Annotated in this window: 17 protein-coding genes; 5 read left to right on the top strand and 12 right to left on the bottom strand. The window is 45.5% G+C overall.

Annotation, left to right across the window (positions count from 1 at the left end; all coding sequences use genetic code 11):
• Genes ilvM through ilvA form a run of 4 tightly spaced genes read left to right on the top strand, consistent with a single transcriptional unit; the run spans window position 1 to window position 4,658 of the window.
• On the top strand, window positions 1–285 hold the full coding sequence (gene ilvM / locus ACHUFI_RS20165) for an acetolactate synthase 2 small subunit (protein ID WP_394252429.1): 285 nt from the start codon (window positions 1–3) through the stop codon (window positions 283–285).
• A gap of 10 nt (window positions 286–295) precedes the next feature.
• Window positions 296–1,246, top strand: coding sequence for a branched-chain amino acid transaminase (locus ACHUFI_RS20160; protein WP_394252427.1), 951 nt, complete (start codon window positions 296–298; stop codon window positions 1,244–1,246).
• 19 nt (window positions 1,247–1,265) lie between these two features.
• Window positions 1,266–3,107, top strand: coding sequence for a dihydroxy-acid dehydratase (gene ilvD, locus ACHUFI_RS20155; RefSeq protein ID WP_394252426.1), 1,842 nt, complete (start codon window positions 1,266–1,268; stop codon window positions 3,105–3,107).
• 3 nt (window positions 3,108–3,110) lie between these two features.
• Entirely contained in the window at window positions 3,111–4,658 is a 1,548-nt protein-coding gene (gene ilvA, locus ACHUFI_RS20150) for a threonine ammonia-lyase, biosynthetic (RefSeq protein WP_394252424.1), read from the top strand.
• Window positions 4,659–4,705: 47 nt separating this feature from the next.
• Here ilvA and punR read toward each other — a convergent pair whose 3' ends face one another.
• Window positions 4,706–5,608, bottom strand: a complete 903-nt coding sequence (gene punR / locus ACHUFI_RS20145; RefSeq protein WP_394252422.1) for a DNA-binding transcriptional activator PunR — start codon at window positions 5,606–5,608, stop codon at window positions 4,706–4,708.
• Between the two features lie 163 nt (window positions 5,609–5,771).
• On the opposite strand from punR, the gene punC reads away from it, so the two are divergent.
• Window positions 5,772–6,983 carry a purine nucleoside transporter PunC gene (gene punC / locus ACHUFI_RS20140; protein WP_394252420.1) on the top strand — a complete coding sequence of 404 codons (1,212 nt, stop codon included), beginning with the start codon at window positions 5,772–5,774 and terminating at the stop codon, window positions 6,981–6,983.
• A 73-nt stretch (window positions 6,984–7,056) separates the two neighbouring features.
• Here punC and ACHUFI_RS20135 read toward each other — a convergent pair whose 3' ends face one another.
• The 11 genes from ACHUFI_RS20135 to ACHUFI_RS20085 all read right to left on the bottom strand — a co-directional run bounded on the left by ACHUFI_RS20135 (window position 7,057) and on the right by ACHUFI_RS20085 (window position 17,339).
• The gene (locus ACHUFI_RS20135; RefSeq protein WP_394252482.1) at window positions 7,057–8,661 is read right to left on the bottom strand and encodes a sensor domain-containing diguanylate cyclase; all 1,605 of its coding nucleotides are present in this window, start codon (window positions 8,659–8,661) and stop codon (window positions 7,057–7,059) included.
• A 221-nt stretch (window positions 8,662–8,882) separates the two neighbouring features.
• Window positions 8,883–10,241, bottom strand: coding sequence for a bifunctional UDP-N-acetylglucosamine diphosphorylase/glucosamine-1-phosphate N-acetyltransferase GlmU (gene glmU / locus ACHUFI_RS20130; RefSeq protein ID WP_394252418.1), 1,359 nt, complete (start codon window positions 10,239–10,241; stop codon window positions 8,883–8,885).
• A gap of 152 nt (window positions 10,242–10,393) precedes the next feature.
• Window positions 10,394–10,816 (bottom strand): F0F1 ATP synthase subunit epsilon, encoded by a 423-nt coding sequence (locus ACHUFI_RS20125; protein ID WP_010433239.1) that lies wholly within the window; start codon window positions 10,814–10,816, stop codon window positions 10,394–10,396.
• A gap of 18 nt (window positions 10,817–10,834) precedes the next feature.
• Window positions 10,835–12,238, bottom strand: coding sequence for a F0F1 ATP synthase subunit beta (gene atpD, locus ACHUFI_RS20120; protein ID WP_137359571.1), 1,404 nt, complete (start codon window positions 12,236–12,238; stop codon window positions 10,835–10,837).
• Window positions 12,239–12,289: 51 nt separating this feature from the next.
• Window positions 12,290–13,156 (bottom strand): F0F1 ATP synthase subunit gamma, encoded by an 867-nt coding sequence (gene atpG, locus ACHUFI_RS20115; protein ID WP_137359570.1) that lies wholly within the window; start codon window positions 13,154–13,156, stop codon window positions 12,290–12,292.
• 48 nt (window positions 13,157–13,204) lie between these two features.
• Window positions 13,205–14,746 (bottom strand): F0F1 ATP synthase subunit alpha, encoded by a 1,542-nt coding sequence (gene atpA, locus ACHUFI_RS20110; protein ID WP_394252415.1) that lies wholly within the window; start codon window positions 14,744–14,746, stop codon window positions 13,205–13,207.
• Between the two features lie 13 nt (window positions 14,747–14,759).
• Window positions 14,760–15,293, bottom strand: a complete 534-nt coding sequence (atpH, locus tag ACHUFI_RS20105; protein WP_394252413.1) for a F0F1 ATP synthase subunit delta — start codon at window positions 15,291–15,293, stop codon at window positions 14,760–14,762.
• 15 nt (window positions 15,294–15,308) lie between these two features.
• Complete coding sequence (gene atpF / locus ACHUFI_RS20100; protein WP_137359567.1) at window positions 15,309–15,779, bottom strand: F0F1 ATP synthase subunit B; 471 nt, start codon at window positions 15,777–15,779, stop codon at window positions 15,309–15,311.
• 57 nt (window positions 15,780–15,836) lie between these two features.
• The gene (gene atpE, locus ACHUFI_RS20095; protein WP_004411110.1) at window positions 15,837–16,094 is read right to left on the bottom strand and encodes a F0F1 ATP synthase subunit C; all 258 of its coding nucleotides are present in this window, start codon (window positions 16,092–16,094) and stop codon (window positions 15,837–15,839) included.
• Between the two features lie 49 nt (window positions 16,095–16,143).
• Complete coding sequence (atpB, locus tag ACHUFI_RS20090; RefSeq protein ID WP_137359566.1) at window positions 16,144–16,941, bottom strand: F0F1 ATP synthase subunit A; 798 nt, start codon at window positions 16,939–16,941, stop codon at window positions 16,144–16,146.
• 8 nt (window positions 16,942–16,949) lie between these two features.
• Window positions 16,950–17,339, bottom strand: coding sequence for a F0F1 ATP synthase subunit I (locus tag ACHUFI_RS20085; protein WP_394252410.1), 390 nt, complete (start codon window positions 17,337–17,339; stop codon window positions 16,950–16,952).
• Window positions 17,340–17,439 lie beyond the last annotated feature (100 nt).

The raw sequence follows: 17,439 nt of genomic DNA, 5'->3' as shown, positions 1-17,439 counted from the left end.
ATGGAAAGATATTTATTAGACATCAAAGCTGATGATAAACCCGTTCTGCTGGAACGTGTATTACGTGTTATTCGCCACCGTGGTTTCATTGTTAAACAGGTAGCTGGAACTCAAAATCACGAAAGTAAAATTGCTAGTGTAGAGATCATCGTCGACAGTGATCGTCCAATCTCTTTCTTGGTCAATCAAATTGAGAAGTTGTGGGATGTAAGAACCGTTGATGTCATTTCCATCAGCAAAAACGAACTGCCAAACAACAATCTCCAACAAAAAATTAGCGCATAAGGACGGCAACATGACAGCGAAAACAGCAGACTATATTTGGTTTAATGGCAAACTCGTACCATGGGATCAAGCCAATGTTCACGTGTTAACTCACGCTATGCATTACGGAACATCAGTATTTGAAGGCGTGCGCTGCTACAACACCCCTAATGGTCCCGTCATCTTCCGCCACCCTGAGCACGCTAAGCGCCTTAAAGATTCAGCGAAAATTTACCGCTTCCCAATTCCATACACGGAAGAAGAGATCATGGAAGCGACCCGTGAAACCTTGCGTGAAAACAAGCTAGATTCCGCTTACATTCGTCCACTTGGCTTTGTTGGAAATGTAGGCTTAGGCGTTTGCCCTCCAGAGTCCACAGAAATGGATCTGATCATTGCGGCGTTCCCATGGGGCTCTTACCTCGGTGAAGAAGCGCTAGAGAACGGTGTAGACGCCATGATTTCAAGTTGGAACCGTGCGGCGCCTAATACTATTCCTACTGCTGCAAAAGCAGGCGGTAACTACCTATCATCATTACTTGTGGGTGGGGAAGCTCGTCGTCATGGTTACGATGAAGGTATCGCACTGAGTGTGGATGGCTACTTATCTGAAGGGGCTGGTGAAAACATCTTTGTGGTTCGTAACGGCATTCTTTCTACGCCACCAGCGACCAGCGCAATCTTACCGGGCATCACTCGCGATTCCATCATGACGCTTGCAAAAGAGATGGGCTACGAGATCCGCGAAGAAAACATCGCACGTGAAGCACTCTACCTTGCTGACGAAGTATTCATGACAGGTACGGCTGCGGAAATCGTTCCGGTACGTACCGTCGACAAAATTGAAGTAGGTTGCGGTAAACGCGGCCCAATTACAGAAAAAATTCAAGCTGCTTATTTTGGTTTGTTCAACGGCACCACTGAAGACAAGTGGGGTTGGTTGGATTATGTATACCCAGAAAATGCGCCATCAGCTAAATAAATTTATAAGGATTTAAGCAATGCCTATCTATCGTTCAGCAACGACTACTCACGGACGCAACATGGCTGGTGCCCGCGCATTATGGCGTGCAACTGGTGTAAAAGATGATGATTTCGGTAAGCCAATCATCGCGGTTGTAAACTCATTCACTCAGTTCGTACCAGGCCACGTGCACTTAAAGGACATGGGCCAACTGGTTGCCGGTGAAATCGAGAAAGCAGGCGGTATCGCGAAAGAATTCAACACCATCGCGGTTGATGATGGTATCGCAATGGGACACGGCGGCATGCTGTACTCACTGCCATCTCGTGAACTGATTGCAGATTCCGTTGAGTACATGGTCAATGCACACTGTGCAGATGCCATGGTATGTATCTCTAACTGTGACAAAATCACTCCGGGAATGATGATGGCAGCTATGCGCCTAAACATCCCTGTGATCTTTGTATCAGGCGGCCCAATGGAAGCGGGTAAAACTAAGCTTTCAGATCAACTCATCAAGCTGGATCTGGTTGATGCGATGATCCAAGGCGCTGATCCAACTGTATCTGATGAGCAAAGTGAGCAGATCGAACGTTCAGCATGCCCTACATGTGGTTCATGTTCAGGTATGTTCACGGCTAACTCGATGAACTGCTTAACCGAAGCTCTGGGTTTATCTCAGCCTGGTAACGGTTCGATGCTGGCAACGCACGCCGATCGTGAACAGCTATTTATCAATGCAGGTAAGCGTGTCGTTGAACTGACGAAACGTTACTACGAGCAAGACGATGAATCGGCACTGCCACGTAATATCGCGAACCGCCCTGCGTTTGAAAATGCCATGGCGCTTGATATCGCGATGGGTGGTTCGAGTAATACCGTTCTTCACTTATTGGCAGCCGCTCAAGAAGGTGACATCGATTTCGATATGAATGACATCGATGAAATGTCTCGTCGCGTACCGCACTTATGTAAAGTGGCGCCTTCAACTCAGAAATACCACATGGAAGATGTCCACCGCGCTGGTGGTGTAATGGCGATTCTTGGCGAACTTGATCGCGCCGGTCTGCTTAACGGTGACACAAGTACTGTGCTTGGCCTATCAATGAAAGAGCAGCTAGCACAATACGACATCATGCAAACCGAAGACGAAGAAGTTCTTAAATTCTTCCGTGCTGGTCCTGCAGGCATCCGTACTACGCAAGCTTTCTCTCAAGATTGCCGCTGGGATCGTTTGGATGATGACCGCAAAGAAGGCTGTATCCGCACCAAAGAAAATGCCTTCAGCCAAGAAGGTGGCTTAGCCGTTCTTTCGGGCAACATTGCAGTTGATGGTTGTATCGTTAAAACCGCTGGTGTAGACGAAGAAAACTTAAAATTCCAAGGCCCAGCTATCGTATTTGAAAGCCAAGATACAGCTGTAGAAGGTATCCTAGGTGGCAAAGTAAAAGCGGGTGAAGTGGTGGTTATTCGCTACGAAGGCCCGAAAGGTGGCCCAGGCATGCAAGAGATGCTTTACCCAACGACTTACCTAAAATCGATGGGCTTAGGCAAGTCATGTGCACTACTGACTGATGGCCGCTTCTCTGGTGGTACATCGGGTCTTTCTATCGGTCACGCGTCTCCAGAAGCTGCGAGTGGCGGTACTATCGGCCTTGTTCAAGATGGCGACATCATCACGATTGATATCCCTAGCCGTTCGATCACGTTAGATGTATCTGAAGAAGAACTATCGACTCGTCGTGCGAAACAAGACGAATTAGGTTGGAAACCTGCCGACCGTCAACGTGAAGTATCATTCGCACTGAAAGCGTACGCAAGTATGGCGACCAGTGCCGACAAAGGTGCAGTACGTGATAAGTCCAAATTAGAGGACTAATCTATGACCGATTCTTTTCCAACAAAAGAACGGGAACAATCTGGTGCAGACTACCTGCGCCAGATATTACGCGCTCCTGTTTATGAAGTGGCTACGGTCACCCCACTCCAAGCGATGCCTCGCTTAACTGAACGAGTAGGCAACCAAGTTTTCATCAAACGTGAAGACCGACAGCCTGTGCACTCGTTTAAGCTCCGTGGCGCCTACAACATGGTCGCTAGCCTTACTGACGCGCAAAAGTCCGCTGGAGTTATCGCAGCTTCGGCTGGTAACCACGCTCAAGGAATGGCCCTATCTGGCTCTAAGCTTGGTATTCAAACCACTATCGTCATGCCAAAAACCACGCCAGATATCAAAGTCGATGCGGTACGTGGCTTTGGCGGTAATGTGGTACTGCATGGTAGCAACTTTGATGAAGCCAAAGCGGAAGCTGAGCGTCTATCAAACGAGAATGGCTATACGTTTGTACCACCTTTCGACCACCCACTGGTGATCGCTGGACAAGGTACAATCGGCATGGAAATGCTGCAGCAAAATGGTCACTTAGACTATATTTTTGTGCCAGTAGGTGGCGGCGGTTTGGCGGCCGGAGTGGCAGTGCTAGTCAAACAGCTTATGCCAGAAATCAAAGTCATTGCAGTAGAACCAGAAGACTCTTCTTGTTTGAAAGCAGCGCTTGATGCTGGTGAGCCTGTCGTGCTCGATCAAGTCAGCATGTTTGCCGACGGCGTCGCAGTAAAACGTATTGGTGAAGAAACATTCCGCCTCTGTCAAAAATACCTTGATGGCCACATTGCGGTTTCAAGTGACGAGATCTGCGCGGCAGTTAAAGACATCTTTGAAGACACCCGAGCGATTGCCGAGCCTTCTGGAGCATTAGCGCTCGCAGGGTTGAAGAAATTTGCAGAGCAAAACCAACTGAAAGATAAGCAGTTAGGTACCGTCCTGTCTGGTGCCAACACCAACTTCCACGGTCTACGTTACGTGTCAGAACGTTGCGAGCTGGGTGAGAAGCGTGAAGGCTTACTGGCAGTTACGATTCCTGAGCGCCAAGGGGCATTCTTTGAATTCTGCAATCTGATTGGTGGCCGCGCGGTTACTGAGTTCAATTATCGATACAACGATGACAAACTGGCGAATATCTTCGTCGGTGTCCGCTTACAAGGTGGACAAGAAGAACTCGATCACATCATTCACGACCTACGTGAAGGTGGTTATCCAGTGGTTGATCTCTCTGATGATGAGATGGCAAAGCTGCACGTTCGCTACATGATCGGTGGCAAACCATCTAAGCCATTAAAAGAACGTTTGTATAGTTTTGAATTCCCAGAATACCCAGGCGCTCTGGTAAAGTTCTTGAGCACATTAGGTACACACTGGAATATCAGCTTATTCAACTATCGTAACCATGGTGCAGACTACGGTCGCGTTCTGTGTGGCTTTGAATTAGATGAAGCAGACTTGGCTAAGTTCTCTAGCCATTTACGTGAATTGGGCTACCGATGTAAAGATGAAACCGATAACCCGTCTTATCAGTTCTTCCTTTCATAGGCATCACTATTGACGCAAAAGGCGAGTATTCACTCGCCTTTTTATTATTAATACTCTAACCAATCTTGATGAAGTTGCTGGCTCGATCCTAGGTAGTCCACCATCCACTCAATTAACTTATGATTGTCGTCTTTACGCCATACCAAGCAACATTGGCTTAAGGGCTTATCGTCAGGAAGGATCTTTTCAACTAACTCTCCGCTTTCTATCAATGGCAATGCGATGTGTCGAGGCATATAACCGACACCCACTCCGTTCTTCAAACATTCAATCGCGCTGTACCAATTGGGTAATAGAAGCCTTCTCTGGCTCGCGTAATGACCGGTATGACGTTTAGGTAATACACTGGAGGTATCATCTAAGCAGATGGCGGGGTACTGGCTCACGAAAGCTTCAGTGAGGCTTTGCTCACGGACACATGGGTGACTGGGAGACATCACAAACGCCCAATCAAGTCGCCCCATATCTCGCACCTCAAAGTCTCCTCCAACAGGAATAGCCGACGTTGCCCCAATCACAATATCGGCTCGACCTTGGGCTATCGCTTCCCACGATCCGTTAAACACTTCCATATTGATCTGCAACTCAGCAAATTCAAATTTCTCATAGAAGGCTTCGATCATAGGTTTCATTTTTTCAAGCTTGACCACGTTATCAAGCGTGAGCTTCAATGTTTTCTGCCAACCATGAGCAGCCCGCTTAGTCTGAGCTTTGACTTCTTCCATTTGTCTTAAGAGCCCCCGAGCTTCTTCGATAAACAATTCACCAGCGGGGGTAAGTTCAACTTTACGAGGCAAACGACGGAATAAGATCACGTCAAGTTCTTGCTCAACCTGACGAACGCCATAGCTAATAGCGGAAGGAACTTTGTGCAATTGTTCGGCAGCAGCAGTAAAGCTACCTAAACGAGCAACGGTATCGAGCATTTCCAGTGAGTATTTAGAAAACATAAGCCTTCAATTTTTTTGATTGATAACCACATATTTTAGCGTTTTATTTTATCAGATCTGAAAAATAGAATGTCAGCACAAATAAATAGGGGTCTTCACCTCTGGATATCAAACAATTTTTTTGATGATAAAAACATCATTACCTTTAGCTTAATGGCATCTTATGAATATTTCTAAATTTCAATTGGTCTACCTCGCTGTACTTTCTATGCTTGGTTTTATCGCGACCGATATGTACCTTCCTGCATTTAAGGCGATGGAGATCGATTTCGCAACAGGTCCTGAACAGATCGCGTTATCTCTTACCGTGTTCCTGGGTGGTATGGCAATGGGTCAACTACTTTGGGGATTAGCGAGTGATAAATACGGTCACCGCAATACGTTGGCAGTTGGTCTTGTGATTTTCACTGCCGCTTCGTTCGGTTTGGCATTCAGTACTGAGGTATGGCACCTATTAACACTGCGCTTCATTCAAGCGATTGGTGTGTGTGCTCCTGCTGTAATTTGGCAAGCGATGGTTATTAAGCGCTACTCGGAGAGCAGCAGCCAACAAATTTTTGCAACCATCATGCCTTTGGTTGCACTGTCTCCAGCATTAGCACCTCAACTTGGTGTGCTACTGGCGGATAATTTTGGTTGGCACAGCATCTTCGTGACATTAACGCTAATGGGTGCGTTGCTAGTGGCAACGACTATGGCTCAGCCAAAAGAAGCACCAGAAGTAAAACAAACATCAGTTAAAACTGATATTAAGATGCTGATTAAATCCAAACCTTACGTGGGTAACGTATTAATGTTTGCATCTGCATCTGCGGCGTTCTTCGCATATCTGACCGGTATGCCTGAGATCATGGCTCAATTAGGCTATGAAGCAAAAGACATCGGCCTAAGCTTCATCCCACAAACGATCGCATTCATGGCTGGTGGCTACTTCGGTAAGCAAGCAGTGAAGAAATATGGTGATGGCGTAGTGCTAAGAAATCTAATTGGCCTATTCAGCGTTGCAGCAATGCTTATCTTCATCGCATCGCAGTGGGATCTGACTTCAATCTGGCCTCTACTGGCACCTTTCTGCTTGATTGCAGTCGCAAATGGCGCACTTTACCCAATCGTAGTCAACCGTGCTCTATCAAGTGCGAAGCAAAGTCCAGCAACAGCCGCTGGCTTACAGAACAGCTTACAAATCAGTATCAGCGGCCTATCAAGCGCATTGGTAGCAGCAATGGCGAGCCAAGCACTAAGTACTACAGGCATCGCGGTTGTGATTTGTTTAGGTACATTGTGGATTGGCTACATCGTGTCGAACAAAGAGCTATCAGAGCACTTTGCAGCCCCTGATAATTCACGTGTTGTAGCAGAAGAGAAACAAGACTAGTTTCTAACTTCATAAAAACAAAAAAGAGCGAGGTAACTCGCTCTTTTTATATCGATTGCTTCTTAAAAGCCACTTAGTTTTCAACAGCCTCTAAGGATGGTGCTTTGTGGCGACTGTATTCGGCGTAATTGACCACTCGGCTTCGCCCCATGTCTTTTGCCATGTATAAAGCATTATCAGCAATCTTCACCAATGATTCCATGTCAGACGCGGGGTTAGGGTAAGTCGCCACTCCAATAGAAACACCAAGCTGCCCTAGTGATAGCCCTTTATACTCTAAGTGCATAGAACGTACTGCTTCACATAAGTTATTGGCAAACTCCGTCGCTGCTTCCATGGTGTAATGAGGCAACAATACCGCGAGTTCCTCTCCACCTAAACGGCACGCAATCTCATCTTCACTAACACTGCTTTTCAGTAATGCACTGATCTCTTTCAGTACAAAGTCACCGGCATCATGGCCGAAATTATCATTAAAGCGTTTAAAGTGATCCAAATCGAGCATCAACAAGGATAAAGGCTGTTCGCTGGTGGCAGAATTCATCGAGTGCTCCTCCAGCTTCTGCTCGAAGAAGCGACGGTTAAAGAGACCCGTAAGAGGATCGCTTAATGCCTGAGAACGCAGTTTCTCTTGCAAACTCAAGTTAGCTAACGCTAAACCAAGGTGTTCAGAAACACTGAAAGCAAGCTGTTCTATTATTGGATCAATTTTTATATCACCCTGACCAAAGTAAAGGTGCATGATCCCAATAGTATTACCGTGAGCGGTTAGCGGAATACAAAGGGTTTGATCGTTATCCATATCATGCATGTGACCACAAGATAATGAATGAAAAGCATCGTTTGACTGATGCGCGCGCCCTTTACGCAACGACCAACACTCTTCAGGTGAAAAACTCGCACTCCCCGGCCAAGCCTCACCCCAATCTAACTGTGTAACCAATTGATTTCGTGATGCTCGCATCAAGGACACACTACCATTTACGTTGCCTAGAATTCGCGGCAGGATATCCGATACGATTTGTTGAGCTTCAACCATGTTGTTACAAGCAGCAAGCATATTGGCCAAACGGTGCATTAACTCAATTTCGTGAGTTCGTTGGCGAATACGTTCGTCTTGTTTCTTCTGTTCTTCTTCAACTCTGTGATTAATTTGTCGGTTACTTATGTAAGAAGTGCCAATCAAAAAGCTTAAACTCAGTAGAACCATGCCAATAAGGATACCCATTAATTGGAAATTCATTTGTTTAAGCTGATGCATTGGAGAGGAAATCACTACAACAAAATCCTCACCTTGAACAGTTTCTTTGTTCGAGTAATAAATACGATCGACGGAAGTCACGGTACTAAATCGTACATCACCACCAGACCCATTCTTAAGAGCTTGCTGAAACTCAGGACGATCACTGTGATTTTCAATACCCGCAAGAGCATGATCTGACAGATCAGTATCGCCGATCACGACACCATCTGTGTTAATGACTTGGATGCGTAAACGAGTATTCGCTTGAGTCAAATCACCGATGTAGTCATCAACGTCCATATCTGCAGTGAAAGTGCTGCTGTCTTCACGAATTTCGTAAATAACATCAGACATAAGAGAGACGAGATGTTCACGTTCATTTTCTACGACAAGCTTTTCCAAGGTAACATAAAAGCCATACAGACCGATTAGCATTGAAAAAGACAAAATAAGGATCGGCAATGTTTGCCATTTTTTTTCAACTAATCTCACCGTACATTAACCTTAAATTTACCGAACCGCCGCCTGAATATTAACAAGCTAGTAAAAAAATACAATTACCAAGTTGATTATTTTATTAGCAGTGAGTGACTGATACAAAAAAGCCAGTAGCTATGCTACTGGCTTTCATAAGAATATCTTTTGAACGTTAGAGCTTACTTCTTAGTTGGACGTTTCCAATCAGCAATCTTGCGCTCTTTGGCACGGCTAATGACAAGTTCATTGTCTAAAACATCACGTGTCACTGTTGAGCCAGCGCCAACAGTTGCGCCATTACCAATAGTAACAGGCGCGATTAACTGGCTATCGGAACCTACAAATACATCATCACCGATGATGGTTTTGAACTTATTCGCGCCATCGTAGTTACAGGTAATCGCACCTGCTCCAACATTTACTCGCTGGCCGATCTCCGCATCACCTAAGTAAGTCAGGTGGTTCGCTTTGGAGCCTTCGCCTAAACGGGTGTTTTTCATTTCCACGAAGTTGCCGACATGGGAGTCATTACGCATGTCAGCACCAGGGCGCAAACGAGTGAATGGACCAACGGTACAGTCTTCACCTACAGTTGCCCCCTCAATCACACTATATGGACGAATCACGGTGTTGTCATCGATCTCACAATCTTTCAGTACGCAACCAGCACCAATCGTCACGTTATCACCGATGCTTACGCTACCCTCTATAATAACGTTTACATCAATCTCGACATCCATACCACACTGCAGTTCACCGCGCAGATCAAAGCGGCTTGGGTCACGCAGCATCACACCTTGCTTTAATAGTTTATCCGCTTGCTCAGTTTGATAAGCACGCTCTAGTCGAGCTAGTTGCGAACGGTCGTTAACCCCTTCGACTTCAATTGGACTAACAGGGTGAACCGCTTCTACCGCACGGCCTTCATCATGAGCCGCTGCGATAACGTCAGTTAGGTAATATTCACCTTGCGCGTTATCATTGCTTAGACCAGATAACCAGCGTTTAAGATCCCCCCCCGTAGCAACCATCACCCCGGTGTTGATCTCTTTGATAAGTTTTTGCTCATCCGTCGCATCTTTTTGCTCAACGATCGCCACAACAGGGCCATTGCGGCGGATAATACGGCCGTAACCCATCGGGTTATCTAACACGACAGTTAACAGTGCAATACCGCCGTTTGGTTGAGCGTCTAATAGGTTTTCAATGGTTTCATGAGAGATAAGCGGAACATCGCCGTACAATACCAGTACTTTCTCATCATCAGCAAAATGCGCAGAAGCCTGGTCTACCGCATGGCCAGTACCAAGCTGCTCTGCTTGCAATGCCCAGTTGACTGACTCATTTTCTAGAGTCGCCTTCATTTGGTCACCGCCATGGCCATATACCAAATGGATGTTCTGAGCACCCAAGCCGTTACATGTATCAATCACATGTTTCACCATTGGCTTTCCTGCCAATGTATGAAGCACTTTCGGCATGTTGGAGTACATGCGTGTCCCTTTACCTGCTGCCAGAATTACTGCGCTAAACTTCATTGAAAAACCTATTTGACGTTTATTTTTTAATTAAGCTGGCATTCTACCCTTTTTTATCCATAAATTTAAATGAACCAGATCGTTACGGATATCAAAAACGCAAAAAGGCGACCGTTAGGTCGCCTTTATCTCAACATCTTTAATCGCGTAGATTAACGACGTTGTTTTGTCAGCTCGATTACTCGCAACTGAGCAATGGCTTTAGCCAGTTCACCGGCCGCTTGCGCGAAGTCCATGTCGCCATGCTGATTTTGGATATTCTCCACAGCTTTGCGCTTGGCTTCTTCTGCCTTTGCTGCGTCTAGCTCTTCACCACGGATAGCTGTATCTGCCAGTACAGTCGCTGTACCAGGCTGAACTTCTACCATACCACCAGAAACATAAATGATTTCTTCGTGGCCGTGCTGCTTAACAATACGCACCATACCAGGCTTGATAGCGGTCAGCAGCGGTGTGTGTCCATGGAAAATACCAAGTTCACCTTCGCTACCGGTCACCTGAAACGTTTCAACAAGACCTGAGAACAATTGTTTCTCAGCGCTTACTACGTCTAGGTGAAAGGTTATTGCTGCCATATCGCCTCCTAGTTAGCCTTATAGCTTCTTAGCATTCTCAATAGCTTCGTCGATAGTACCGCAGTACATGAACGCTTGCTCTGGAATGTCATCGTATTCACCAGATAGTAGACCTTGGAAGCCACGTAGAGTCTCTTTTAGAGGTACGTAAACACCTGGGTCACCTGTAAATACTTCCGCTACGTGGTAAGGCTGAGTAAGGAACTTCTCAATCTTACGAGCACGAGATACTACTTGCTTATCTTCTTCAGATAGCTCGTCCATACCTAGGATAGCAATGATATCTTTCAGCTCTTTATAGCGCTGAAGTGTAGACTGAACGCCACGAGCGATGTCGTAGTGCTCTTGTCCAACTACCAATGGATCCAGTTGGCGAGATGTAGAATCTAGCGGGTCGATCGCTGGGTATAGACCCATAGCTGCGATGTTACGGTTAAGTACAACCGTTGCATCCAAGTGCGCGAACGTTGTTGCTGGAGACGGGTCAGTCAAGTCATCCGCAGGTACGTATACTGCCTGTACAGACGTGATAGAACCTTGCTTAGTTGACGTGATACGCTCTTGTAGAACACCCATTTCTTCCGCAAGAGTAGGTTGGTAACCTACCGCAGAAGGCATACGGCCTAGAAGTGCTGATACCTCAGTACCTGCAAGCGTGTAACGGTAGATATTATCTACGAACAGTAGAACGTCACGACCTTCGTCACGGAAACGCTCTGCCATCGTTAAACCAGTCAGTGCAACACGTAGACGGTTACCTGGTGGCTCGTTCATCTGACCGTAAACCATCGCTACTTTAGATTCTTCAGGGTTTTCAACGTTTACAACGCCAGCTTCCTGCATTTCAAAGTAGAAATCGTTACCTTCACGAGTACGCTCACCTACACCTGCGAATACAGATAGGCCTGAGTGTTGTAGTGCGATGTTGTTGATAAGTTCCATCATGTTAACGGTCTTACCTACACCTGCACCACCGAATAGACCGATCTTACCACCCTTAGCGAATGGACAAACCAAGTCGATTACTTTTACACCAGTCTCTAGAAGAGCTGTCTCATTTGACTGTTCTTCGTAGCTAGGCGCTTCGCGGTGAATTGCGTAGTGCTCTTCTGCACCGATATCACCACACTCATCAATCGCGTCACCTAGAACGTTCATGATACGACCTAGGGTCTTAGTACCTACTGGTACTGAGATTGGAGCGCCAGTATTTTCTACTGTCAAACCACGACGTAAACCATCAGAGCTACCCATTACGATTGCGCGAACTACGCCACCGCCAAGTTGTTGCTGAACTTCAAGAACTAGACGCTCTTTCACTTCATTAACATTCAGAGCATCGTATACACGAGGTACTTCGCCCTGTGGGAACTCTACGTCGACTACCGCACCGATGATCTGTACGATCTTACCTGTAGCCATCGTTAATCCTCTAACTATTTAGTTTTACCTAAGCTTAAAACGAATAAGCGATTAAACCGCAGCTGCGCCTGAAACGATTTCTGATAGCTCTTGTGTGATCGCTGCCTGACGGGCTTTGTTGTACACAAGTTCTAGATCATCAATCAGGTCGCTAGCGTTATCTGTTGCAGCTTTCATTGCAATCATTCGAGCCGCTTGCTCACAAGCAAGGTTCTCTACCACACCTTGGTACACTTGAGATTCGACATAACGAACTAAAAGTGTATCTAATAATGGTTTTGGCTCAGGCTCATAAATGTAGTCCCAAGCATGATCGCGCTGCATGTCTTCGCTATCCGATTTAGGCAAAGGAAGTAATTGATCGATCGTTGGTTCTTGAACCATAGTGTTTTCAAATTTGTTAAACACTACGAACAGGCGATCTAATTCACCTTCATCATATTTCTTCAGCATCACGCTAACAGAACCGATCAAGTCTTCAAGGGCAGGGCTATCGCCAAGGCCAGAAACTTGAGCCGCTACTTTTGCGCCGCTGTTATTGAAAAATGCTGTTGCTTTAGAACCTACAATAGCAAGCTCTACATCAGCACCTTTCTCAGACCAATCTTTCATGTCTAACATGGCTTTCTTGAACAAGTTAATGTTCAAGCCACCACATAGACCACGGTCTGTAGAAACGATGATGTAACCAACACGTTTGGCTTCACGTTCCTCAAGATAAGGATGCTTATACTCAAGGCTACCGTTCGCCAAATGACCGATCACTTTACGCATTGTTTCTGCATATGGACGAGTAGCTTCCATTGCGTCTTGAGAACGACGCATTTTTGAAGCTGCTACCATTTCCATTGCTTTCGTAATCTTCTGTGTGCTTTTAACACTACCGATTTTATTACGTATCTCTTTTGCGCCGGCCATCGTTACTCTCCGTTAATGGTATGAGGTGACCCTAAGGCCACCCACCAATTACCAGGTCTGGGTTGCTTTGAAATCGTCAACAAGCTTCTTCAGCTCAGCTTCGATTTCGTTGTTGTAAGCACCCGTTTTGTCGATCTGTGTTGCTAGATCGGCATATTGACCGCGAGCATACGACAGTAATGCAGCTTCAAAGTCTAGAAGCTTAGCAAGCTCTACATCTTGAAGGTAACCACGCTCTGCAGCGAAGATTACTAGTGCTTGGTCAAATACAGACATTGGAGCGTACTGCTTCTGCTTCATTAGTTCTGTAACTTTTTGACCGTGGTCTAACTGCTTCTTAGTCGCTTCATCAAGATCCGAAGAGAACTGAGCAAACGCTGCAAGTTCACGGTATTGAGCTAGTGCTGTACGGATACCACCAGATAGCTTCTTGATGATTTTAGTCTGCGCTGAACCACCTACACGAGATACTGAGATACCTGGGTCAACAGCTGGACGTACACCAGAGTTGAATAGCTCAGTTTGTAGGAAGATCTGACCATCGGTAATCGAGATTACGTTCGTCGGTACGAATGCAGATACGTCACCAGCCTGTGTTTCAATGATAGGAAGAGCAGTTAAAGAACCAGTCTTACCTTTCACTTCACCGTTAGTGAATTTTTCTACGTAGACTTCGCTTACACGAGCAGCACGCTCTAGAAGACGAGAGTGAAGGTAGAAAACATCACCAGGGAATGCTTCACGGCCCGGTGGACGCTTAAGTAGTAGTGAGATTTGACGGTAAGCTACTGCTTGCTTAGATAGATCATCATAAACAATCAGTGCGTCTTCACCGCGATCACGGAAGTATTCACCCATCGCACAACCTGCGTATGGCGCTAAGTATTGTAGCGCTGCAGATTCAGAAGCAGATGCAACAACAACGATAGTGTTAGCTAGCGCGCCATGCTCTTCTAATTTGCGAACTACGTTAGCGATAGTCGATGCTTTCTGACCGATTGCTACGTAGATAGAGAAAATACCAGAATCTTTTTGGTTAATAATCGCATCGATCGCCATTGCTGTTTTACCAGTCTGACGGTCACCGATTACTAGCTCACGCTGACCACGACCGATTGGGATCATTGAGTCAACAGACTTGTAACCAGTTTGAACTGGTTGATCAACCGATTTACGGTCGATTACGCCAGGTGCGATTACTTCTACTGGTGAAGTTAGCTTAGCATCAATTGGACCTTTACCATCGATAGGCTCACCTAGTGTGTTAACAACACGACCAAGTAGTTCAGGACCAACTGGTACTTCAAGAATACGACCAGTAGCGGTAACTTTCATGCCTTCCTGAAGGTCAGCATATGGGCCCATTACAACTGCACCAACCGAATCACGGTTCAAGTTTAGTGCTAGCGCGTAACGGCCACCCGGTAATTCAATCATTTCACCTTGCATCACGTCCGCTAGGCCGTGAATGCTAAGAATACCATCGCTTACCGATACGATAGTACCTTCGTTGCGAGCTTCACTAACAACATCGAAAGATTCGATACGTTGTTTAATTAGATCGCTAATTTCCGTGGAATTAAGTTGCATGCTCCAATCCCCATTAAGACTGCAATGCATCGCTCAGGCGATCCAAACGACCGCGAGCTGAGTTATCGATGACTAGGTCTCCGGCTCGAATAATAACCCCACTAAGTAGGGTCTCATCTATACTGCAATTCAGCTGAACTTTGCGCTCAAGACGCAGCTCCAGTTTGCTGATCAAGTCGGCTTGTTGTTCTTCAGTAAGCTCAACCGCTGAAATAACTTCAACATCGGCTTTCTTTTCGTGCTCTTTTTTAAGCACGATGAACTCTTCACAAACGTCTGGAAGGGCCTTTAATCGGCCATTCTCTGCCATCACCTTAATTAGGTTTTGGCCGAATTCATCAAACTGTTCGCCACAAATTGCAATGAATACTTCTGACAACTTACTAGCAGTTGTAGAACTGTTTAGTAGGTCAACAATATCATCGTTCTTCGCGACTTCGGCAGCAAAAGTAAGCATCTGACCCCATTGGTCTAACTCACCTTTTTCTACCGCAAAGTCAAAGGCTGCTTTAGCATAGGGGCGTGCGATTGTAGTCAAATCCGACATGTCCAGCCCCTTGCTCTAAAGTTTTGCAGTAATGTTGTCAAGAACATCTTTGTGCACATCTTTATCGATTGTGCGTTCAAGGATTTTCTCAGCACCAGCTATAGCCAGATTTGCAACTTGTTTGCGCAGATCATCGCGGGCACGTTTACGTTCTGCTTCAAGTTCAGCTTCCGCTTGAGCAAGGATTTTCTGGCGTTCTGCCTGAGCTTCCTCACGTGCTTCATCTAGAATTTGAGCTTTACGTTTATTCGCCTGGTCGATAACCTCAGTTGCAGTGCGCTTCGCTTCTTTCAATTGATCAGAAGCGCTAGCTTGAGCTAGATCCAAGTCTTTAGCAGCGCGTTCAGCGGCTACAAGACCGTCAGCAATTTTCTTCTGACGTTCTTCAATTGCTTGCAAGATTGGTGGCCATACATATTTCATGCAGAACCAAACAAACATTGAAAAAGCAATTGCTTGACCTAGCAGAGTTGCGTTCATATTCACAACAGCTACCCCTCGTTAAGAATCAACTACAAAAATTTAATTAACGGCAATCGTTAATTAGCCTGCTAGTTGACCAACAAATGGGTTAGCAAACGTGAATAGTAGTGCGATTACGATACCGATCATTGGAACAGCATCCAGTAGACCAGCGATGATGAACATCTTAACTTGTAGCATTGGAGCCATTTCAGGTTGACGCGCAGCGCCTTCTAGGAATTTACCACCAAGAATAGCAAAACCAATTGCAGTACCTACGGCACAAAGACCAACAATAATAGCAACAGCGATTGCTGAAAAACTTAGTACAGTTTCCATTTACGTTCTCCGATTAACATTAATAGTTAGAATAAAAGCTTAAAAATTTTTAGTGATCACTATCTTCGTGAGCCATTGATAAATAAACGATTGTTAACATCATGAAAACGAACGCTTGAATCAAAATAACCAAGATGTGGAAGATAGCCCAAGGTAGTGCACCTACCCATTGCAAGTACCACGGTAGCATTGCTGCAATAAGAATAAACACCACCTCACCCGCGAACATGTTACCAAACAAACGCATGCCTAGAGAAAGAGGTTTCGCCAGTAGCGAGATTACTTCTAGAACCAAGTTGAATGGGATCATGATTGGGTGATTAAATGGGTGTAGTGCCAATTCCTTAGCAAACCCGCCAAGCCCTTTTACTTTGATGCTGTAGTAAATCATCAATGCAAAAACGCCCAAAGCCATAGCCATTGTTATATTCGCATCAGCTGTAGGAACCACCTTAAGGTAAGGGATACCTAACCAATGCTCTGCAGGATATGGTAAGAAGTCGATAGGCACTAAGTCCATCAAGTTCATTAAAATAATCCAGCAGAATATAGTCAGTGCTAGAGGAGCGATCAGAGGATTGCGCCCATGGAAAGTTTCCTTAACGTTGTCACCAACGAATTCCACTACCATTTCTACAAAACACTGAAGCTTTCCTGGTACACCTACTGTTGCTTTCTTAGCGACTGAACGGAAAATCCAAAGGAATAACATCCCTGTCAACACAGAAAAAAACAGACTGTCTATATGTACGTTCCAGAAACTTGTCTCCTCTACTAAACCAAACTTAGCTAAAGAGAGGTGTTGTAGATGGTGCTCAATGTATCCGGATGCTGTTGGCGCAGCCATAACTCATCCTATTTTTTATTGTTAATGAAAAGCACTGGCGCAAAGATATTAATACCTAGAACCAGTAAATAGGTCAGTTTGAGGGGAACAAGTTCCACCTGCATATACATGTAGACAATAGAAAACAGTAAAACCGTGATAAGGATTTTTAATGCTTCACCTGCGTAGAACGATGCGGCAACTAATTTAGTCGCCCGAGCTCCGCAGAAGATGAATGCACAAAAACAAAATACTGCATTGGAAATGACAAAAATACTGCCACCCACCAGTGAAGCAAAACCCCAATCATGATTAACAGTAATACCCAATCCTACTGCCAATAAAATAACCGCGCTAAACTCGATCAATAACATTTGCTTTGCAAGCACTCGTCCTGGTCTTGCTAACGCCGCCATCATGTATTCGTACCTCTAGTAGTACCCACAACGCACCAATATGAATAGGTGCTGGGAAATTGGCGAAAATTATACGGTGAGTCGAACTGATTGCAATCATAAC

This window comes from Vibrio profundi, from assembly GCF_043642225.1.
In the GTDB taxonomy this organism is placed as follows: Bacteria; Pseudomonadota; Gammaproteobacteria; order Enterobacterales; family Vibrionaceae; genus Vibrio; species Vibrio profundi_A.
This window is presented reverse-complemented; position numbering and strand designations above follow the sequence as displayed.

What these genes read in the sequence shown, in the direction of transcription:
- atpE (WP_004411110.1), bottom strand. Translation starts at nt 16,094, where the DNA reads ATGGAAACTGTACTAAGTTTTTCAGCAATCGCTGTTGCTATTATTGTT.
- punR (WP_394252422.1), bottom strand. Translation starts at nt 5,608, where the DNA reads ATGTTTTCTAAATACTCACTGGAAATGCTCGATACCGTTGCTCGTTTA.
- ilvM (WP_394252429.1), top strand. Translation starts at nt 1, where the DNA reads ATGGAAAGATATTTATTAGACATCAAAGCTGATGATAAACCCGTTCTG.
- ilvA (WP_394252424.1), top strand. Translation starts at nt 3,111, where the DNA reads ATGACCGATTCTTTTCCAACAAAAGAACGGGAACAATCTGGTGCAGAC.
- atpG (WP_137359570.1), bottom strand. Translation starts at nt 13,156, where the DNA reads ATGGCCGGCGCAAAAGAGATACGTAATAAAATCGGTAGTGTTAAAAGC.
- atpB (WP_137359566.1), bottom strand. Translation starts at nt 16,941, where the DNA reads ATGGCTGCGCCAACAGCATCCGGATACATTGAGCACCATCTACAACAC.
- ilvD (WP_394252426.1), top strand. Translation starts at nt 1,266, where the DNA reads ATGCCTATCTATCGTTCAGCAACGACTACTCACGGACGCAACATGGCT.
- atpH (WP_394252413.1), bottom strand. Translation starts at nt 15,293, where the DNA reads ATGTCGGATTTGACTACAATCGCACGCCCCTATGCTAAAGCAGCCTTT.
- ACHUFI_RS20135 (WP_394252482.1), bottom strand. Translation starts at nt 8,661, where the DNA reads ATGCTAATCGGTCTGTATGGCTTTTATGTTACCTTGGAAAAGCTTGTC.
- ACHUFI_RS20160 (WP_394252427.1), top strand. Translation starts at nt 296, where the DNA reads ATGACAGCGAAAACAGCAGACTATATTTGGTTTAATGGCAAACTCGTA.
- ACHUFI_RS20085 (WP_394252410.1), bottom strand. Translation starts at nt 17,339, where the DNA reads ATGATGGCGGCGTTAGCAAGACCAGGACGAGTGCTTGCAAAGCAAATG.
- glmU (WP_394252418.1), bottom strand. Translation starts at nt 10,241, where the DNA reads ATGAAGTTTAGCGCAGTAATTCTGGCAGCAGGTAAAGGGACACGCATG.
- punC (WP_394252420.1), top strand. Translation starts at nt 5,772, where the DNA reads ATGAATATTTCTAAATTTCAATTGGTCTACCTCGCTGTACTTTCTATG.
- atpA (WP_394252415.1), bottom strand. Translation starts at nt 14,746, where the DNA reads ATGCAACTTAATTCCACGGAAATTAGCGATCTAATTAAACAACGTATC.
- atpD (WP_137359571.1), bottom strand. Translation starts at nt 12,238, where the DNA reads ATGGCTACAGGTAAGATCGTACAGATCATCGGTGCGGTAGTCGACGTA.
- ACHUFI_RS20125 (WP_010433239.1), bottom strand. Translation starts at nt 10,816, where the DNA reads ATGGCAGCAATAACCTTTCACCTAGACGTAGTAAGCGCTGAGAAACAA.